The sequence below is a fragment of the Duganella aceris genome (genome assembly GCF_011090165.1).
GTDB classification, from domain to species: Bacteria; Pseudomonadota; Gammaproteobacteria; order Burkholderiales; family Burkholderiaceae_D; genus Rugamonas; species Rugamonas aceris.
In genome coordinates this window covers 1-18,743 of the sequence record NZ_JAADJT010000022.1, presented here as the reverse complement: position 1 = coordinate 18,743, position 18,743 = coordinate 1, and the positions used below count along the sequence as shown (strand labels likewise).

Below are 18,743 nucleotides of genomic sequence, written 5' to 3'. Positions count from 1 at the left end.
GATTAACCTTTCTTCGCTTCGGCCAGCACCGATGCCAGCGTGCGCTGGACCAGCGGAATCTTGAACGCGTTTTCGGCGCTTGTCTTGGCGCCGGCCAGCAACTGCTCCGCCACCGCCTTGCCGCCCTGCGGCATGCTGGCGTCGGCCGCCGGCACGCGCCACGGCTTGTGCGCCACACCGCCCAGCGCGACGCGCCCGCTGCCGTCCGCCTGCACCACGGCCGCGACCGAGATCAGCGCGAACGCGTACGACGAACGGTCGCGCACCTTGCGGTAAATATGCGTGCCGCCCAGCGGCTTGGGCAAGGTCACTCCGGTGATCAGTTCGCCAGGCATCAGCGCGGTCTCGATATGCGGCGTGCTGCCCGGCAAGCGATGGAAGTCGGCGATCGGGATGGTGCGGGTCGAACCGTCAGGCCGCACCGTTTCGACGCCGGCGTCCAGCAGCTGCATCGCCACCGCCATGTCGCTCGGATGGGTCGCGATGCAGGCATCGCTGGTGCCGACGATGGCATGGTTGCGGCTGAAGCCGCCGATGGCGGAACATCCGCTGCCTGGCTGCCGCTTGTTGCACGGCTGGTTGGTGTCGTAGAAGTACGGGCAGCGCGTGCGCTGCAACAGGTTGCCCGCCGTGGTCGCCTTATTGCGCAGCTGGGTCGACGCGCCGGCCAGCAAGGCCCGCGACAGCACCGCGTAGTCGCGCCGCACGCGCTGGTCGGCGGCCAGGTCGGTGTTGCGCACCAGCGCGCCGATGCGCAGTCCGCCTTCCGAGGTCGCTTCGATCTTGTCCAGCGCCAGGCCGTTGACGTCGATCAGATGGGTCGGGGTCTCGATCTCCAGCTTCATCAAGTCCAGCAGGTTGGTGCCGCCGGCGATGAAGCGGGCGCCGGGTGTGCGCGCGGCAGCGGCGGCGGCTTCGGCGGGCGACTGCGCGCGTTGGTATGTAAAGGCTCTCATGCCGTTCCCCCCGCCACTTCGGTGATCGCATCGATGATGTTGGAGTAGGCGCCACATCGACAGATGTTGCCGCTCATGCGCTCGCGCAATTCCTCGGCGCTCAGCAGCGGCTTGACGTTCAGGTCGGGGCTGACGTGGCTCGGAATGCCTTGCTTGATTTCATCCAGGGCCGCCACGGCGGAACAGATCTGCCCGGGGGTACAGTAGCCGCACTGATAGCCGTCGTGCTTGACGAAAGCGGCCTGCATCGGATGCAGCTTCGCCGGCGTGCCGAGGCCTTCGATGGTGGTGATCTTACCGCCGTCGTGCATCACGGCCAGGGTCAGGCAGGAATTGATGCGGCGGCCGTCGACGATGACGGTGCAGGCGCCGCACTGGCCATGGTCGCAGCCCTTCTTGGTGCCGGTCAGGTGCAGGTGTTCGCGCAAGGCGTCGAGCAGCGTGGTGCGGGTGTCGACTTCCAGCATCTGCCGCTTGCCGTTCACGTCGAAGGAGAATTTGGTCATGGAGGGTGGCGGACTGGAAGGCGCGGTGGCCGGGGTTTGGGCATCCGCCGACAGCGGCATCGCCGCCGAGGTGGCGGTCAGCGCGCCTGCGATCAGCAGGCTGCGCCGGGTGATGGTGATATCGCTAAGGTCGTCCATATTGTTTGCATCCTCTGGGCTGATGTGGAATATCAGCCTTATAGTAAATGCATTACGGATCGGGGCTAAGCACGATTGGCCCGCCTGTGTGCGCCACCTAACCTCTAGGCCTTGACCACGATGGTGCCGGCCATTTCCTCGTGACCACTGCCGCAGAAGTTGTCGCATAGAAAGCCAAAGCGGCCCTCGCGCTCCGGCTTGAGCGTCACCCGCACCGGCTTGCCCATGACCAGATCGACCCGCAGATTGAAGTCCGGCAGGCTGAAGCCATGCACGAAGTCGATCGCGGTCAACTCCAGTACCACTTCCTCGCCCGCCTTCAACTCGATGACATTCGGCGCAAAGCGGAATTTCCGGGCTTCGATCCGGATCACGCGCCGCTTCGGCGCTTTGGCCAGCATGGCGCTGGACGCCAGCAGCAGCGGCGCCGCCAGCAGCAACCTTCTTCTGGACGACATCATGATTCAGGCTTTCATCGCGGGAAACTCGGTGATCCGGTAGTCGGCCAGCCCGGCTTCCGCCTCGACCTCGCGGAAGCCGAGGCCTTTGCCCGGCGCCGCCGGGTCCCAGGGCAAGGGCGCGCGCTTTTCCTGCGAGCCGGGCGCGGGCAGCGGAAAGATCAGCGACTTGGCCGAATGATGGGCGATATGCCCGCTCTGGTGGTGGTGCTCCTGGTGGATGTGGCCGTAGAACACGGTGACGTTCGCATACGGCATCAGCAAGGCCATCGCTTGTTCGCCGTCGCGCGTGGCCCAGTCCCATGTCGGCGCCAGGTCGAACAGCGGCCGGTGCGTCAGCACCACGATGCGCGCGTCGCTGGCTTGCCGGGACAGATCCGCCTTCAGCCACGCCAGTTGCGCCTCGCCGATGCGCGCGCCGGGATCGGAGACATTGTCGAGCGCGATGAAATGCACGCCCTTGTGGTCGAAACTGTAGTGGGTCGGCCCGAACAACTCCCGGAAGGCGGCGCCATTGTCCAGCGAGGCGTCGTGTTCGCCCGGCAGGAAGTGGATCTCCCGCACCGCCAGGCCGGCGACGATCTGCTTGAACTCCGTCATGCGGCGGCGGCGCTCGGCAGGATCGTCGGTGGTGTGGGTCAGGTCGCCGGTGAAGACGATGAACTCCGGCCTGACCGGCAGGCTGTTGACCGCCGTCACCGCCTGCCTCAAGGTGCTGTCGGCCTCCGGATTGGCGGGCCCCTTGTAGCCCCAGTGCGAATCGGACAATTGCACGAAGTAAAAATCGTCGTGCCCCTCAGCCCATGCCATGCCGTACAGGCCGGACAGGAAGACGGCGCCGCCGCCCGCCGCGCCCAGCCCCAGAAAACCTCTGCGATCCATCATGCTATGCTCCTCTTGTGTGTGGTAAGACCTACCGACTAAAACCCGGATCGCGACGTCCCTATTCCCGAAATGATTTATATTTTTTTTCTTCGCCTGGGCGGGAATAAAAACGCCGCAAGCCGAGTCTTCATACACTGGACCACTACATGGACAAGCATTTGGGCGACGACGACGACACCGCACGGTTCGAGGCGATGGCCATGCCGCATCTGGACGCCGCCTACAACCTGGCGCGCTGGCTGACCCGCAATCAACACGACGCCGACGACCTGGTGCAAAACGCCTACCTGCGCGCATTCCGCTTCCACGGCGGCTTTCGCGGCGGCGACGCGCGCGCCTGGCTGCTCACGATCGTGCGCCACACCTACTACACGACGCTGCGCGACGGCTTGCCGCAAGACGGCGACGTCAGCTATGACGAAGCGCTGCACGACCGCGATGGCGGCGGCGACCCGGCCGACATCGCCGCCAGCCGCGACGCCGGCCGCAGCGTCGACAGCGCGCTGGCCCGCTTGCCGCCGGCGTTCCGCGAGGTGCTGGTGTTGAAGGAAATGGACGAGATGTCGTACAAGGAAATCGCACAGGTGACGGCGACGCCGATCGGCACCGTGATGTCGCGCCTCGCCCGCGCCCGCAAGCTGCTGCTGGCGTATCTACAACCTGACCAGGCGGGAGACTAAGCAAGATGGATTGCCAACAATCGCAAGCGCTGATGTCGGCGGCGCAGGACGCCGAGCTGAACCCGGCCGATCAATGCCGGCTGCTGACCCACCTCGACGACTGCGCCGACTGCCGCGCCGCGCTGGCCGCGATCGAGGCGCTGCATGAGCGCATCGCCGCGCAGGCCACGGTCTACACCGCGCCGCCGCACCTGAAGCATCGCATCCAGACCGCGTTGCGGGCGCAACACGCGCAACGGCCGGCGCGCCGTTTCGCCACCGCCTGGCCGTGGGCGTGGATCAACCTCGGCCTGGCGGCGGCCGCCACTACCGCCTTCGCCGTCACGCTGGCGCTATATCTGGGCCAGCCGTCCGGCGACGAGCTGGCCGAGCGGGAACTGGTCGCCAGCCATTTCCGCGCGCTGATGCCGGACCATCTGGCCGACGTCGTCTCGACCGACCAGCACACCGTCAAGCCGTGGTTCGCCGGCAAGCTGGACTTCTCGCCGCCGGTGGTCGACCTGGCGCCGCAAGGCTATGCGCTGGTCGGCGGACGGCTCGACTATCTGCAACAACGGCCGGTGGCCGCGCTGGCCTACCGCCATCGCCAGCACATCATGAACCTGTACGTGTGGCCCGCCTCGTCGCCGCGCGACCGCGCGCCACGGGCCAGCGAGCGCCAGGGCTTCCACCTGCTGCGCTGGTCGCAGGGCGGCATGATGTTTTCCGCCGTCTCCGACATGAACCCGCAGGACCTGGCCGACTTCGCGCGGCGCTTCCAGGACCAGGTGGCGCGTCCGGCCGCGCCATAGCCGAACGCGCGCCTTCGATCAGGATTTGGCGAACGCCAGGAAGTCGGCGTTGAACTTGTCCTTGTGGGTGTCGGTCAGGCCATGCGGCGCGCCCGGATAGGTGATCAGCTTGGCGTTCTTGACGATCTTGGCGGCGGCGCGTCCGGCGGCGTCGATCGGCACCACTTGATCATCCTCGCCGTGGATGATCAGCGTCGGCTTGTCGAACTTCTTCAAGTCGTCGCGGAAGTCGGTCTGGGCGAACGCCGCGATCGAGTCGTAGGTGTTCTTGTGGCCGGCCTGCATGCCCTGGTTGTAGAAGGCGTTGATCAAGCCCTGCGACGGCTTGGCGCCCGGCCGGTTGTAGTTGTAGAACGGGCCGGCGGCGAAGTCCAGGTACAACTGGCCGCGATTGGCCGCCGAGGCGGCGCGGATGCCGTCGAACACTTCCAGCGGCAGGCCGCCCGGGTTGGTGTCGGTCTTCAGCATCAGCGGCGTGACGGCCGAGACCAGCGCCAGCTTGGCGATGCGCCGGGTGCCATGCCGCCCCACATACCGCGCCACTTCGCCGCCGCCGGTGGAGAAGCCGGCCAGGATGATGTTCTTCAAATCCAGCGCCTCGATCAGTTGCGCCAGGTCGTCGGCATAGTGGTCCATATCGTTGCCCTCCCATGGCTGGCTGGAGCGGCCGTGTCCGCGGCGGTCGTGGCACACCACGCGGAAGCCGTTGCTGGCCAGGTGAAAGGCGGCCGATTCCCAGCTGTCCGCGTTCAACGGCCAGCCGTGGCTCAGCACCACCGGCTGGCCGGTCTTCGGCCCCCAGTCCTTGTAGTAGATCTCCACGCCGTCGCGCGTGGTCAGGATGCTGGCGGTCTTTTGCACCTTGCCGCCGGCGGCGGCCTGGCTGTTGGTGCTGACCGCGGCCAACGGCAGCGCGGCGGCGACCGCCGCCGCAGCAGCAGTGGCGCTGCCCAGCATGGCGGAGCGGCGCGACGGGTTGATGTGATTCTCAGGTTTGGTCGACATGGAGTGGTCCTTTTTGTCAGTGGTTGGGGGTGGGTTGATCTTTGGGACGCAAGCGGGCGATGGCCTTGGCGTCCACCGCCGGCGCCTGGTTGCCCCAGCTGGCGCGGACGAACGTGGCGACGTCGGCCACGTCCTGGTCCGACAGGCGCCAGGCGAAGGCCGGCATGGTGAACTGCGCCGGAGCGGCGGCGGTGCGCGGCGTGCGCATTCCTTGCAGGATGATGCGCACCACCGAGTCGTGCGGCGCGGATGTCAGCACCGGGTTGCCGGCCAGCGCCGGGAACACGCCTTCGTAGCCGCGCCCGTCCGGACGGTGGCACGCCGCGCAATTGTCCAGGTATAGCTGCGCGCCGCGCGCGCCGGCGTCGCCGCGCCGCAGCGCCAGGCTGGCGGTGGCGTCGTAGACGTAGGCGCCGCCGGCCGGGTCGTTCAGCGATTTCAGGAAGCGGGCCACGGCCAGCGCATCGTCCTCGGTCAGGAACTGGGTGCTGTTGACGATCACCTCGTTCATCGACGCGAAGGCGATGCCGTGGCGGTTGTTGCCGCTGCGCAGGAACGCCGCGATCTCCATCTCGCTCCACGCGCCGATGCTGGTGCGGTCGCCATTGCGCAGGCTGGGCGCGTGCCAGCCGTCGATCATCGCGCCGGCCAGGTAGGCGGGACCGCCGGACGCGCCCAGCGCGCGCACCTGCAACGCCGGACCGCGCGCCGTATGGCAGTCGCCGCAATGGCCCAATCCTTCGACCAGGTAGGCGCCGCGCGACAGCCGCGCGTCGTTCGATGCGCTGAACGCCCGGGGCTCGGGTGCGAAAGCCCAGCGCCACAGCGTCAGCGGCCAGCGCATCGACAACGGGAACGGTATCTCGCTGTCGCGGTTGGGCGCGGGATCGGGCGCGACGCCGCGCATGAAATAGGCATACAGCGCCGCCACATCCGCCGGCGCGGTGATGGAATAGGCGCTGTACGGCATCGCCGGGTACAGCGTATGACCCGACGCGACGCCGAAGCGCAAGGCTCGGTCGAAATCCGCCAGGCTGTAGGCGCCGATGCCGTTGCGCACGTCGGGCGTGATATTGCTGGTGTAGATGGCGCCGATCGGCGTCAGCATCTTCAAGCCGCCGGAAAACGGCGCCGCGCCCGCCACGCTGTGACAAGCCGCGCAGTCCCCGACCTTGGCCAGGTAGGCGCCGCGCGTGATCATCCCGGCGCTGAACGGCGCCGATTGCGGCGCGGCGCCGGCGTGCAGGTCGGACCAGCGCGTCATGCCGACCAGCGCCAGCAAGCCGGCGCCGGCCAGCCCCGCCGCGAGCAGCAGCGCACGGGCCCTCATGCCTGCACCAACGGGCCGCCGGACTTCAGGTAGCTCGACCGAATCTTGGCGGCGGCGAAATACGTCAGCGCGCCCACCAGGCCGGTCGGGTTGTAGCCGATATTCTGCGGGAAGGACGAGGCGCCGAACACAAACACGTTCGGCACATCCCAGCATTGCGAATAGCGGTTCAGCACGCTGTTGGATGGATCGCTGCCGATGATCGCGCCGCCGGTGGTGTGCGATGACTGATACACCCGCGTATCGTAACTGTCGCCGGGCCGCAGCACATGCTGGCTGACCCGCTGCGGCCGCATCGCGCGCACGATCTCGCCGGCGCGCTCGGAGGCGAAGGCCGTCATCCGGTACTCGTTCGGATGCCAGTCGAAGGTCATGCGCAGCAGCGGCAGGCCGTGCGCGTCGCGATAAGTCGGATCGAGATCGAGATAGCGGTCGCGGTACGCCATCACCGATCCCATGGTCGCGACCGAGCTTGAATGCGCATAGTGCCGACGCACCGCGCTCTTCCAGCCGCTGCCCCATTGCGGGGCATCGGGCGGCAACGGCATCTGCACGATGGGACGGCCGCCGGTTGCCCCGGCGAAGATCATCGCGCCGCCGACGAAGCCCATCCTGGCATGATCGAAGTGATCGGCGTTGAATTCGTCGATGGCCTGCTGGCCGGCCGCGCCGGCGCCGACGAAGGGATTCATGTGCACCTCCTGGCCGAAGAAGGCGCTGGTGCTGCTGACCATCTGGTACGCGTAATTCTTGCCGACCGTGCCCTTGCCGCTGACCGGATCGTAAGGCTGACCAATGCCCGACAACAGCAGCATGCGCACGTTATTGAGCTGGAACGCCGCCAGCACCACCAGCGCCGCCGGCTGGTCCACTTCGCGGCCGTTGGCGTCGACATACCGCACGCCGGTGGCCAGCTTGCCGCCGCCGTCGAGCAGGATGCGGGTCACATAGGCATTGTGGCGGACCTCCAGGTTGGCCCGTCCCTTCAGCACCGGAAGTATCGTGGTCTGCGGCGAAGCCTTCGAATACAGGAAGCAGCCGAAACCTTCGCAAAAGCCGCACAGGTTGCAAGGCCCCATGCGCACGCCGTAAGGATTGGTGTAGGCGCTGGTGCTGTTCGCCGCCGGCACTGGAAAAGGCTGGTAGCCAAGTTCGCGCGCCGCCTTGGCGAACAGCTGCGAACTGAGGATGGGCGCCATCGGCCGGTTCGGATAAGGGCTGCTGCGCGCGCCCTCGAACGGGTTGCCGCCGTCGACCAGCTTGCCGCGCAGATTGCCGGCGCTGCCGGCCACGCCACCGACCTTTTCAAAGTGATCGAAGTGCGGCTCCAGCTCCTCGAAGCTGATGCCGTAGTCCTGGATCGTCATGTCGGACGGGATGAACTTCTTGCCGTAGCGCTCCTCGTACGCGCTGCGCAAGCGCAGGTCGTTCGGCGAGGCGCGCCATTGTTGGCCGTTCCAGTGCGCGCCGGCGCCGCCGGTTCCGGTGCCGAGCACGATGGTGCCGTACTGGCGGTACGGGACGGCGGTGTCGCCGCGCTTGTGGCGGATGGTGAAGGTCTCCCGCGCCAGCGGATGCCACAGGTCGCCGCGCACCGCGTGCTTGAGTTCATCGGCGATGCGCGGATACTCGAAATCCGGCGAGGTGTCGCGCGCCGGACCGCGCTCCAGCACCAACACCGACAAGCCGGCGTCGGTCAGCTCCTTGGCCATGATGGCGCCGGTCCAGCCGTAACCGATAATGACTGCGTCCACTGCCTTCATCGTCATCCTTTCGAGCCGTCGATCGCCACCGGGCCGTAGGGATACGGCTTGCCCTGCTGGTCGATCCAGTCGGTGAAGTCGGCGCGCGCGCCGGGGAAGCCGATCATCTTCCAGGCCGCCATCTTGCGGTTGCCGCCGTAACGCGGATCGGCGAAATATCCTTCACGCGTGTTCTTCAGCAGCAGCCCGAAAAAGGCGGCCGCCATCGTGCCGTCGCTGGCGGTGGCGCCTTTTTCCAGCATGTGCAGCACCGCGTCGCGCGTCGCGCCATCGAGCTGCGCGAACGGCTTGCGATGCGCGTCGAGGCAGACGCGGTCGGCCAGCGCGATGCCGAGCCGGTACAACTCGCGCGGCGTCTGGCGCAGCTGGTAACCCAGCGTCGGCGGCATCTCGGGATGGAACGGTCCCTGCATGTACCAGTAGGCGCCATGACCGTAAGGCAGCTCCATCTGCAGGTCGAGGAACACCGGCACGCCGGCCTCGACGCCGCCCGGACCATTGCCGTCGGCAGGAATCAGGCGGTCGACGGCGGCGTTGATGAAGGCCCACTCCGGCGCGGTGAAATACGCCGGCTGGTGTGCGACGGACGGCGCCGCGACCACGCCGCTGGCGGTGGCGGCGGCTGTTGCCGGCAGTGTGGAGGTCAGCGCCATGCCGGCCGCGCCGCGCAGGAAATCGCGGCGGCGCAGCGGCATGCCGAGGTGGTCGGGGTCTGGTTTGTTCATGCAGCGAGTGTATGGCCGATCCGCGCGCGGCCCCCCTGCCATAAGGATGGGAGAAACCGGCCAATTGCAGTTATGCCGCATGACCCATGGCAGGCTGAAAAACCGCGTGCTCTAATCCACCGGGCTAATTCACAAGGACCATCATGAGCATCGACATCAAACACCACACGCTGCGCGCCAACGGCATCCGCCAGCACTACCTCGAAGCCGGCCAGGGCGCGCCGGTGGTGCTGCTGCACGGTTTTCCCGAGACCAGCTTCGCCTGGCGCTTCCAGATGCCGGAGCTGGCCAAGCGCTATCGCGTGATCGCCCCCGACCTGCGCGGCTACGGCGAGACCGACAAGCCGGCCGGCGGCTACGACAAGCGCAACATGGCGCTGGACCTGCGCGAGCTCCTGCGCGCGCTGGATATTCCGAAGATCGCGTTGGTCGGACACGACCGCGGCGCCCGCGTCGCCACCCGCTTCGCCAAGGACCACCCCGAGATGCTGGACCGGCTGGTGGTGATGGACAACGTTCCAACCCGCATCGTGGCGCGCGAATTCAGCCCGCAACTGGCGAACTCGTACTGGTTCTTCATCTTCAACCAGGTGCCGGACCTGCCGGAAGCGTTGATCAGCGGCCGCGAAGACTTGTGGCTGCGCCACTTGTTCTCCGACTGGTGCTACAACCCGCTGGCGATTTCCGGCGCGGCGTTCGACACCTATGTCGAAGCCTACCGTCGTCCCGGCGCGCTGCGCGGCTGCATGTCGGACTACCGCGCCATCGGCGAGGATGTGGCGCAGGACAAGGTCGACGCCGACATCCGCATCGCCTGTCCGACGCTGGCCTTGTGGGGCCAGGACTTCCACGCGGTCGGCCAGATGTTCGACATGGCCGAGGTATGGGCGGAAATGGCCAGCGACCTGCGCACCGCCGCGATTCCGCAGGCCGGCCATCTGCCGCAGGAGGAGCAACCGGAACTGGTGAATGCCGAACTGCTGTCCTTCCTGGAAGGCTGGGCCGGATAGCATGGCGGTCCTGTTCTCCATCGTCCTGCCGATCTTCGCGCTGATCGGCGTCGGCTGGCTGGCGCGTTACTTCGGCTGGATGGGGCCGGCCGGCGCGTATGAGATGAACCGCTTCGTGGTGTACCTCGGCATGCCGGCGCTGCTGTTCCAGATCATGGCCAAGGCCAGCTGGTCGCAACTCGACCAGCCGGGCTTCATCGGCGCCTTCGGCCTTGGCAGCGGCTTGATCTACGCCGCCACCGTGGCGGTGCGGCGCGGTCGCGGCGGTGCGCTGGCCGACGCCAGCCTGGAAGGATTGAACGCGGCGTACGCCAATGTCGGCTTCATCGGCTTTCCCTTGTGCCTGGCCGCCTTTGGCCCATCCAGCATGACGCCTGTGACGATCACCTCGATCCTCACCGTCTGCGTGCTGTTCGGCATCGCGGTGACGGTGGTGGAGCTGGGCGTCAGCGAAGGCGGCGGCGGGTGGAAGATCGCGCGCAAGGTCGGCCTGTCGCTGCTGAAGAATCCGATGCTGCTGGCGCCGCTGCTGGGCGCCTTGTATGCCGACTTTGGCCCGCCGCTGCCCGAGGGGCCGAACCGCTTCCTGACGCTGCTGGCCAGCGCCGCCAGTCCGTGCGCGCTGGTCGCGCTGGGACTGTTTATCGGCGAGTTGCGCAGTCGTCCGCCGCTGCCGGCGCTCAGCGCGCAGGTCGCGCTCAAGTTGATCGGCCAGCCGGCGCTGACCTGGGCGCTGGCGCATTGGGTGTTCGCGCTGCCGCCGACGATGACCGCGATCGCCGTGGTGCTGGCGGCGCTGCCGACCGGCACCGGCCCCTTCATGCTGGCCAATATGTACCAGCGTGAAGCCAGCGGCAGCGCCGGCAGCATCCTCGCTTCGACCATCCTGTCGATCATCACGATCTCGGTGCTGGTGACCTGGTTCCGCACCGTGGGTTAGCGCCGTCCATTGCGCTGGCCGCGCGGCTGTGACAGTATGGTCGGATACCTCGTCAACCGGAGTCGCCCTTGTCCAAGCTCACGTCCCTGCTCATCGTCTTGTTCGCCGCCGCCGCCGCGGACGCCGCCGAACGCCGCATTCCGTTCTGGCCCGACGCGGTGCCGGCGGCCATCCAGGCCGAGGTCGACGGCCAGGCCGCGCTGGAGAGCGTGCGCGCGCTGGGCCGCTTCCATCGCGTGCACGGCTCGCCCGGCTACGCCGCCGCCGCCGGCTGGGTACGGGAGCAGGCGCTGGCGGCCGGCATGCGCGACGCGGTGGTCGAGCACTTCCCGTCCGATGGCAACACCAGGTACGCACATTTCCGCAGCTATCTCGGCTGGGATGCCAGGTCGGCGCGACTGGATGAAGTGAGTCCGCAGCTCCGGCCCGTGGCCCGCTTCCCGGAACTGCCGGTGGCGCTGGCCGATTACAGCCAGAACGCCGACGTCAAGGCGACGCTGGTGAGCGTCGGCGGCGGCGCGGCGGCCGCCGACTACGAAGGGCGCGACGTCAAAGGCAAACTGGTGCTGGCCAGCGGACCGCTGCCGCTGGTGCACAAGCTCGCGGTCGAAGAGCGCGGCGCGCTCGGCATCCTGTCCGACTATCCGAACCAGACCACCGCCTGGTCCGGCGACGACCCGGACCTGGTGCGCTGGGGGCACCTGTCGCCGTATCAAACCAAAAACAGCTTCGCCTTCATGCTGTCCAAGCGCCAGGCCAACGGCTACCGCGCGCGCCTGGCCGCAGCGGAGCAGGTCACCCTGCACGCCGTGGTCCAGGCGCGCATGACGCCGGCCGCGCTGGACGTGGTCAGCGCCACCATACCCGGCACCGATCCGTCCGCCGGCGAAGTGGTCCTGACCGCGCACCTGTGCCACCAATCGGCCGGCGCCAACGACAACGCGTCCGGCAGCGCCGCCATCCTGCAAGTGGCGCGCGCGCTGAACCGGGCGATTCAATCCGGCGCCATCGCGCGGCCGCGCCTGACGATCCGCTTCCTGTGGACGCCGGAGATCGCCGGATCGCAGGCGTGGCTGGCCAGCCACCCGGAGATCAAGATCGTCGGCGGCATCCACATGGACATGGTCGGCGCGCTGCTGGGCGCAACGCACAGCACCTTCCATTTGTCGCGCACCGCGCAGACGCTGCCACATGTGCTCAACGATATCGGCAAGGCCTTCTTCGACGAAATCAGCAAGGCATCGGCGCAATACGCGGAGCGCGGCGGCGACGCGTACGCCGGCTTCGCCGCACCGGGCGGCTCGCGCGACGTGTTCCTCGGCGACATGCGGGCGGTGGAGCTGGGCAGCGATCACGAGGTATTCCAGGCGGCCGGCTGGGGGGTGCCGATGCTGTACTTCCACGACTGGCCGGACACCACCATCCACACCAACAAGGACCAGCCGGAAAACCTCGACGCCACCAAGCTGGGACGGGTGACGTATCTGGGCGCAGGCATCGCCTACACGCTGGCCGCGCTGCCCGACAACGAGGCGGCGCGTCTGTTGACCTTGGCGCGCTACGACGGCGAACAGGAACTGGCGCAAGCCCGCCTGCGCATGGCGCTCGGCGACGATCCGCGCGACGGCGCATTGGCGGTGCGCGAAGCGCTGGCCATGCAGCGCGCCAGGCTGCGGACGGTGGCGCAGCGCTGGCCCGCCACGGCGAAGGTGGCCGACGCATGGGCCGATCAATTGACAACACAGACCGTTTCGCTGCCGGCAGCGAGCGCCGGCGCGGGCGACGCCCGGGTGCCGGTGCCCGCCGCCGCCATTCGAGGTCCGTTGAATGTGTATTACTACGACCACTTCAACGCCACGCTGGCCGAGCGCAACATCAGCGCCGGCTCGCTGCCGGCGATGCCGGAGCTCACCGAAGGCGACGCCGAGCTGATACTGTACGAAGCGATGAACCTGGCCGACGGCAAGCGCAGCATCGCCGAGATCCGCGACATCCTCACCGGCCGCTACGCGGCGGTGCCGCAAGCGCTGATCGCCACCCATTTCGACCGGCTGGCGCGCGCGGGCATCGTCAGCTGGCGCTAGCGTCAGGAAGACAATGCAAACCCGCCGGCGATCTGGCGTAAAGCTCGGCGGCATGCATGGCGAGCCAATTCAAGCCGTTGCGAAGAACGGAGCATAGGCAGGCGCCAGCCTGGCCCGCTCGTCCGCCGACAGCGTCAGGACTTCGACCCCGGTCTCGGTGACCGCGACCGTGTGCTCGAACTGCGCCGACAGCGAATGGTCCTTGGTCACCGTGGTCCATTTATCCGGCAGCGTCTTGACCTGATGGCCGCCCGCGTTGAGCATCGGTTCGATGGTGAAAATCATGCCCGGCTCCAGCACGACGCCGGTGCCGGCGCGGCCGTAGTGCAGCACTTGCGGCGCGTCGTGGAACACCCGGCCGATGCCGTGGCCGCAGAAATCGCGCACGGTCGAAAAACCCTGCGCCCGCGCCAACGCTTCGATCGCGGCGCCGACGTCGCCAAGGGTCGCGCCGGGACGGACCGCGTCGATGCCGGCGAACAGCGCCTCGTAGGTCTTCCTGACCAGGCGCTCGGCCAGGATCGAGACCGCGCCGACCTGGAAGGTGCGGCTGGTGTCGCCATGCCAGCCGTCGAGCAGGGGCGAGATGTCGATGTTGACGATATCGCCCTCGCGCAGCAGCTTCGTGCTCGACGGCACGCCGTGCGTGACCACATGGTTGACCGAGATGCAGCTGGCGTGCTGATAGCCGTGGTAGCCGATCGTGGCGGGGACGCTGCCGGCGTCGCGCATAGAGGCTTCGCACAGTGCATCGAGCTCGGCCGTGGAAACGCCGGGCTTGACGTGCGGCGCGATCATGTCGAGCGTGTCCGCCGCGATCCGGCAGACGCGACGCATGGCCGCGACCTCGGCCTCGTCGTGCAGCGGAATCGGCTTGCCGTGGTCGGTCTGCTGGGAATGTTTCATGGGTTCGCTTTGTTATATCAGGCCGCCTTGGCCGTCCAGGTGCGGACGGCGTCGTGCGAGGAGCGCAGCACGGCGTCGATGGATGGGGGAATGGGCAGCTCCTGGTTCAGGAATGGCTTGATCATGGCCACCGGTGCGCCGATCAGCATGAAGCGCAGCAGGTGAATGGGATCGTCGACATCGGCCGGCAAGCTACGCAGGCAGAGCGCGAAGGCGGCGTCCAGTTCGGCCTGGTCGGCTTCCAGTTCCGCGCGCAACGGCGCCGCCAGTTCACCGAAGTCCGGCGCCTCGTCGGATTGCAGCATGAAGCGCGCGTACACCGGTTTGCTGCGGCACCACCGGACCAGCGCCTCGACCGCACGCCAGGTGTCGCCATCGGCCCAGTGGCGTCCGACGTCGGCGCGGAAATCCGCCCTCACCTTCAGCCAGGCGCGCGCCAGCACCGTGTCGCGCGAGTCGAAGCGGTGATAGAGCGAGCCGATCGGCGCGCCCGCCTTGGACGCGATGGACGCCATCGACACCGCGCCGATGCCGCACTGCGCGGCAATAAAGATTGCGCTCTCGATAAACCCGTCTTCGTTGTATTTTGCGATTCTGACCATCCAAATAGAATACAGATTCTATTTGAAATCGTCAAGTAGCCGCTGGAAACGGCTCCGAAATAGTTCTAAATGAACATTTGAATTGTTTTTAATGAAATTGATTGCATTCATCATTGAGCCTATGTACTATCTGTCTTAAGCACTTATTAAAAGTGATTTCCTCCAAAGAAACAATACCTTACGGCAATTATCCGTAATTTAACTTAACTATCTACGAGAATCTAATGAACTTTAAATCCACCATCCTGGCAGCCGCGCTGCTGATCTCCTCGGCTGTCGCATCGGCGAACACCCCTATCAACCTGACCCCGGTGACGACCACTTCGTACTCGGCGGACTTCACTGGTTCGGCTGCGGTCAACACCTTTGATCTGGACCTGACCAATTTCGCCACCGCGACCGACTTTTTCGCCCAGATTTCGGCCAACTTCACCGGCGTTTCCGGTTACAACGTTACCGGCGTCACCCTGGACGGCGCTGCCTTCACGCCAGTGGTCAATAACAGCCGTGCGGATTACTGGACGTTCGATCTGACGTCGCTGACCTCGACCGTGCACCATCTGGTCGTGACCGGCACCCCAATGGGCGGCGCTTTCGTCGGTTCGCTGGACCTGAACGTGACCGCCGTACCTGAACCAGAAACCTACGGCATGATGCTGGTCGGCCTGGGCCTGGTTGGCGCGATCGCTCGCCGCCGCAACAAGGCTTAATGCCCGCTGGACGCCAATGGCGTCCGGTACAAGCAAAAAAAACAGACTTCGGTCTGTTTTTTTTCGCCCGTTTGCTGCTACAGCCCTGTCACTGGGAACCAGCTGATGGTTGGCGCTGCGGTACAGTACAACTTGAAGAACTCCCCGGGCTCCAGATGGTACATGCCCAGCCTTTCTGGTCCGACTCACAAATTCCTGAGGAATAACGTTCGCATCCGTACGAATATGCCGCAGTGCATTGCTCCGGTACGAACATTTCCACCGTAGACGTTGTAGAGTCGCCGCGAGGCTCATCTGAGTGTTTGCCGCCGAGTCGTAGTTGACCAGACACGGCCAATTGTAGCCAGGGGATTGATGTCTTGCGTGATGAGGCAACGCCGGTGCGATCATGAGCTACCGTTTCTTCTTTTGCATGGGTAATCTTTCAGAGAAAGCGATACCTCAAACATCGTCGTTGGACGTGTTGGCTGGTACCGGAATGGCGATGCCAAACACATCACTTTGGCTAAAAATAAAAATGCGCAAATTATCACTATCCAATTTTCAGCAGAGACGTCAAGCACGAGTGCGATTTCGAAATTACTCGTTCAATCCTGTGCAGTTATTTTGCGTACATCCGTACCAAACGACGTCGTCAAATGAGCAACTCGCGCCGAGGTTGTCCTTAAGGAACTCGCAATTATTGAAGGAGCAATCTACGAATTTTGAACCAGAAAAAGCCGTGCCTCTGAAAATGCATTTGTTGAAATCGACCGCGACGAAGATCTCAAGGTTAAATAGCCCCCAATACCATTCACAGTTTTCGATTTTGCATGAAACGAACACTGAGTCAACATCGCCCCCTTCTGTATTAATTCCCGTGAACTCGCTGTAACGGAAGACGTGATCTGACCAGCTAACAGGTTTGGTAAGGCGTCCTTGAAACCGCTCGGATTCGAATAGCATAGATTGAGTCTTACATAGCGAATTGTTGGTTAGACGATTACCGGCGGCTTCGGCGGTTTGTATCAGATCCCGATAGCGGACTCAGCCGCTTTGTGAACCCCACCTTCGTGCTCGACATAAAATTTTGTGCAGCGCGCATTTGAGATCAACCTGCGGCCAATTGCTGTGCGGATCGTTTGATCCCCCCGAAAATCGTTTTCGCAACCCGGTCGGGGAAGCCAGACGGCAACCGCGCCGCTACTGCCTCGATCGCGCCGGAAGTTCGCGCCAGCACGCTTTCGATAACCTCTTCCGCATCGGCGCGCAGGAAACACTTGGCGGCGGTGCTGTTGAAGTGTCGGCGCTGCACGTCAGCGAAGCGATAGTGTTTGTTCTTGCCCAATATGGCCATCGCCAGCTTGGCGTTGTGAAGCGAATATTGATTCGCGCCGCCGCCTTCAATCGGCCAGATCGACATGACGTCGTATAAGGGTGCAAGCGCGTAGCGACCTGTTGGCAACAAGTGAATGCTGAAGTTCTTTGCGTGGCCATCCGGTGCGGCCATCAGCCAAAACAGTACTTGGCTGGTCAGCAGCGTGGTCAGATCCTCCTCCGCGCGCTCGGAGCCGCGCAGCACTGTTGCCAGTTCCAACAGTCCTGGACCGCCGTCGCTTTCGTACTTCAGATGCGGCGGTACCCCTAGAGCCTGGCAGAAGTCTTCCTGCGGCAGGCGCATGATCCATTTCCCGGACGAGTGCATTTTTCGGTCGAAGCGTTCGACGCCTAATACCTTTTGAGTACCAAAATTCAAGATGGCCGTTTTGGCGACCGGAAGGCCGAACTCCGCCAGCAGATTCATGCACAGCCATTCATTCTCGACCGATGCGGTCAAGTCGGCCTTGCGGCGGCCGACCAGGCCCAACGGCAGTTTGAGCATGTGCGTGGTGGGCGTCGAACCATGCGGACGCATCCAGCCGCCGTTGTGCCACAGCAGAGCGGTTTTTTCCTGTGCGCCGGCGAGCGAGATGCGTAGGTCGTCGGCGGCCTCTCCGAGTCCTAACGGTCCCGACCGCGTCAGCTGGATCAGGTGTCGCTCGACATCTTCCTCGGACATGAGGCTGCCTTCGATGCGCTGGACGTCGGTCGGCGCTTCGTCCTCCTTCAGCAACTGGACCGCGCCAACGCAGTCCCGACCGATTTCTTGCAGCAAGTCGAATGCTTCGATGGAAGCGAGCTTGTAGTGCGACGCCAGGCGCTTGCGTATCGGCTCGCTGTCGGGAAGGAGATTGTCGAAGAAATCGCGGACGACATCGCCTCGCAATGGCTCATCGCCGGTGTAGGGCAGCGATAGCGACAATGGCCGTCCCAGCGCCGATTCCCTCCAGGATTTATCGTAAAGGAATTGCGTTTCGCCACGTGGCGGGATAGTCCAGGTTCCGACGCGCTCGCCATTGCTCCACACCGACAGCGACCGAGAATGCGATTTGCGTCCCATGTCTTACCATTCCGACGTGTTCGAACCACGCTCTTCACCGATGCTCGTCTTCGGCTGCACCAGCACTTCGTGATTCAACGCGGCCAGCAGCGCCAGCAGCTGCTCGACGTTGATCGATCCCGGATCGAGTTCCATCGCCGAGATGCGGCTTTGGCTGATGCCCAGGCGTTGCGCCAGCTCCGTCTGCGACAACCCTGCGGACTTTCGCGCCGACTGGATAATCGGGCCAAGCTGTTTGGAGAGCGATAGAATTTGCCTCATCGGATTCCCGCGCTTTACCTTTATAACGAATATTTTCAGATTACGCTTATAACAGGTATCGGTCAAATACCTTTGATACAAGTAATTGCTCACCCGCCGCTGCAAGTGGGCGAGGAATGGGCCGATCTCACGCCACGGTAGCGCGGGGTTCTCGCCTTGCCGGAATTGGCAGCTGCCGCGATGGGCGTCGATGTCCAGCAGCAACCGGCTATGAGAAGGCGAAAAAAAAGGTTCATCGCGGATTACCGGGAAACGCGGCTTTGATCTTCATGAAGAAGAAATCAGAGTCGCGATACCCGTAGGCCATGCGTTTCATGACCTTGATCCGGTTGTTTATGCCTTCGAGTTGGCCGGTGTGCATCGGCCAACGCATTCGGGCCAAGATACCTCTCCAGTACAATTTAAGGCGTTTGGCAAAGCGAACCAGTGGCTCAATGGCGCTGCTTATTGTCATGGCGTGCCACGCTCGCCAAGCAGTCCGCCAGCGCCGAGGATCTGTGGGCTGCCAGAGTTCCTTCAAGCTCGCCCTCATCACGTAGACCGTCATCAACGCTTGGTTTGCGGCCAACAATTC

19 protein-coding genes are annotated in these 18,743 nt (G+C 64.9%); 6 read left to right on the top strand and 13 right to left on the bottom strand.

Annotated elements, in window-relative coordinates; all coding sequences use genetic code 11:
* Positions 1 to 2: 2 nt before the first annotated feature.
* The 4 genes from GW587_RS29765 to GW587_RS29750 all read right to left on the bottom strand — a co-directional run bounded on the left by GW587_RS29765 (position 3) and on the right by GW587_RS29750 (position 2,940).
* Positions 3 to 956: an FAD binding domain-containing protein gene (locus GW587_RS29765; protein WP_166108532.1), complete on the bottom strand. Its 954-nt coding sequence runs from the start codon at positions 954 to 956 to the stop codon at positions 3 to 5.
* Positions 953 to 1,600 carry an aldehyde dehydrogenase iron-sulfur subunit PaoA gene (gene paoA / locus GW587_RS29760; protein ID WP_166108531.1) on the bottom strand — a complete coding sequence of 216 codons (648 nt, stop codon included), beginning with the start codon at positions 1,598 to 1,600 and terminating at the stop codon, positions 953 to 955. The genes GW587_RS29765 and paoA overlap by 4 nt, the downstream gene beginning before the upstream one ends.
* A gap of 104 nt (positions 1,601 to 1,704) precedes the next feature.
* Positions 1,705 to 2,061, bottom strand: coding sequence for a cupredoxin domain-containing protein (locus GW587_RS29755; RefSeq protein WP_229259724.1), 357 nt, complete (start codon positions 2,059 to 2,061; stop codon positions 1,705 to 1,707).
* A 3-nt stretch (positions 2,062 to 2,064) separates the two neighbouring features.
* Entirely contained in the window at positions 2,065 to 2,940 is an 876-nt protein-coding gene (locus tag GW587_RS29750) for a metallophosphoesterase family protein (RefSeq protein ID WP_166108580.1), read from the bottom strand.
* A 149-nt stretch (positions 2,941 to 3,089) separates the two neighbouring features.
* Between GW587_RS29750 and GW587_RS29745 the strand changes: the two genes are divergently transcribed.
* On the top strand, positions 3,090 to 3,623 hold the full coding sequence (locus GW587_RS29745; protein ID WP_166108530.1) for a sigma-70 family RNA polymerase sigma factor: 534 nt from the start codon (positions 3,090 to 3,092) through the stop codon (positions 3,621 to 3,623).
* A 5-nt stretch (positions 3,624 to 3,628) separates the two neighbouring features.
* Positions 3,629 to 4,414, top strand: a complete 786-nt coding sequence (locus GW587_RS29740) for an anti-sigma factor family protein (RefSeq protein WP_166108529.1) — start codon at positions 3,629 to 3,631, stop codon at positions 4,412 to 4,414.
* Between the two features lie 18 nt (positions 4,415 to 4,432).
* On the opposite strand, the gene GW587_RS29735 is transcribed toward GW587_RS29740, so the two are convergent.
* Genes GW587_RS29735 through GW587_RS29720 form a run of 4 tightly spaced genes read right to left on the bottom strand, consistent with a single transcriptional unit; the run spans position 4,433 to position 9,237 of the window.
* A complete protein-coding gene (locus tag GW587_RS29735) occupies positions 4,433 to 5,419 on the bottom strand; it encodes an alpha/beta fold hydrolase (RefSeq protein ID WP_166108528.1) in 987 nt (328 codons plus the stop codon).
* A 16-nt stretch (positions 5,420 to 5,435) separates the two neighbouring features.
* Positions 5,436 to 6,749 carry a cytochrome c gene (locus GW587_RS29730; protein WP_166108527.1) on the bottom strand — a complete coding sequence of 438 codons (1,314 nt, stop codon included), beginning with the start codon at positions 6,747 to 6,749 and terminating at the stop codon, positions 5,436 to 5,438.
* A complete protein-coding gene (locus tag GW587_RS29725; RefSeq protein ID WP_371875665.1) occupies positions 6,746 to 8,512 on the bottom strand; it encodes a GMC family oxidoreductase in 1,767 nt (588 codons plus the stop codon). Before GW587_RS29725 ends, GW587_RS29730 begins: the two co-directional genes overlap by 4 nt.
* Before the next feature lie 2 nt (positions 8,513 to 8,514).
* Positions 8,515 to 9,237: a gluconate 2-dehydrogenase subunit 3 family protein gene (locus GW587_RS29720; RefSeq protein ID WP_166108525.1), complete on the bottom strand. Its 723-nt coding sequence runs from the start codon at positions 9,235 to 9,237 to the stop codon at positions 8,515 to 8,517.
* A gap of 143 nt (positions 9,238 to 9,380) precedes the next feature.
* Here GW587_RS29720 and GW587_RS29715 point away from each other — a divergent pair, with 143 nt between their 5' ends.
* From GW587_RS29715 to GW587_RS29705, 3 genes are all read left to right on the top strand, one after another.
* Complete coding sequence (locus tag GW587_RS29715; protein ID WP_166108524.1) at positions 9,381 to 10,247, top strand: alpha/beta fold hydrolase; 867 nt, start codon at positions 9,381 to 9,383, stop codon at positions 10,245 to 10,247.
* A 1-nt stretch (position 10,248) separates the two neighbouring features.
* Complete coding sequence (locus GW587_RS29710) at positions 10,249 to 11,187, top strand: AEC family transporter (protein ID WP_166108523.1); 939 nt, start codon at positions 10,249 to 10,251, stop codon at positions 11,185 to 11,187.
* A gap of 68 nt (positions 11,188 to 11,255) precedes the next feature.
* Complete coding sequence (locus GW587_RS29705) at positions 11,256 to 13,271, top strand: DUF4910 domain-containing protein (protein WP_166108522.1); 2,016 nt, start codon at positions 11,256 to 11,258, stop codon at positions 13,269 to 13,271.
* Positions 13,272 to 13,340: 69 nt separating this feature from the next.
* Here GW587_RS29705 and map read toward each other — a convergent pair whose 3' ends face one another.
* Positions 13,341 to 14,177: a type I methionyl aminopeptidase gene (gene map / locus GW587_RS29700; protein ID WP_166108521.1), complete on the bottom strand. Its 837-nt coding sequence runs from the start codon at positions 14,175 to 14,177 to the stop codon at positions 13,341 to 13,343.
* A 17-nt stretch (positions 14,178 to 14,194) separates the two neighbouring features.
* The gene (locus GW587_RS29695) at positions 14,195 to 14,779 is read right to left on the bottom strand and encodes a TetR/AcrR family transcriptional regulator (RefSeq protein ID WP_166108520.1); all 585 of its coding nucleotides are present in this window, start codon (positions 14,777 to 14,779) and stop codon (positions 14,195 to 14,197) included.
* 224 nt (positions 14,780 to 15,003) lie between these two features.
* On the opposite strand from GW587_RS29695, the gene GW587_RS29690 reads away from it, so the two are divergent.
* Positions 15,004 to 15,489, top strand: a complete 486-nt coding sequence (locus GW587_RS29690) for an FxDxF family PEP-CTERM protein (RefSeq protein WP_166108519.1) — start codon at positions 15,004 to 15,006, stop codon at positions 15,487 to 15,489.
* A gap of 1,090 nt (positions 15,490 to 16,579) precedes the next feature.
* Here the strand turns inward: GW587_RS29690 and GW587_RS29680 are convergent.
* The 3 genes from GW587_RS29680 to GW587_RS29670 all read right to left on the bottom strand — a co-directional run.
* A complete protein-coding gene (locus tag GW587_RS29680; RefSeq protein WP_166108517.1) occupies positions 16,580 to 17,908 on the bottom strand; it encodes a type II toxin-antitoxin system HipA family toxin in 1,329 nt (442 codons plus the stop codon).
* Between the two features lie 3 nt (positions 17,909 to 17,911).
* Positions 17,912 to 18,169 carry a helix-turn-helix domain-containing protein gene (locus tag GW587_RS29675; protein ID WP_166108516.1) on the bottom strand — a complete coding sequence of 86 codons (258 nt, stop codon included), beginning with the start codon at positions 18,167 to 18,169 and terminating at the stop codon, positions 17,912 to 17,914.
* Positions 18,170 to 18,401: 232 nt separating this feature from the next.
* Positions 18,402 to 18,743 (bottom strand): transposase (locus tag GW587_RS29670; protein ID WP_166108515.1); only part of this gene is annotated, 342 nt, incomplete at its 5' end.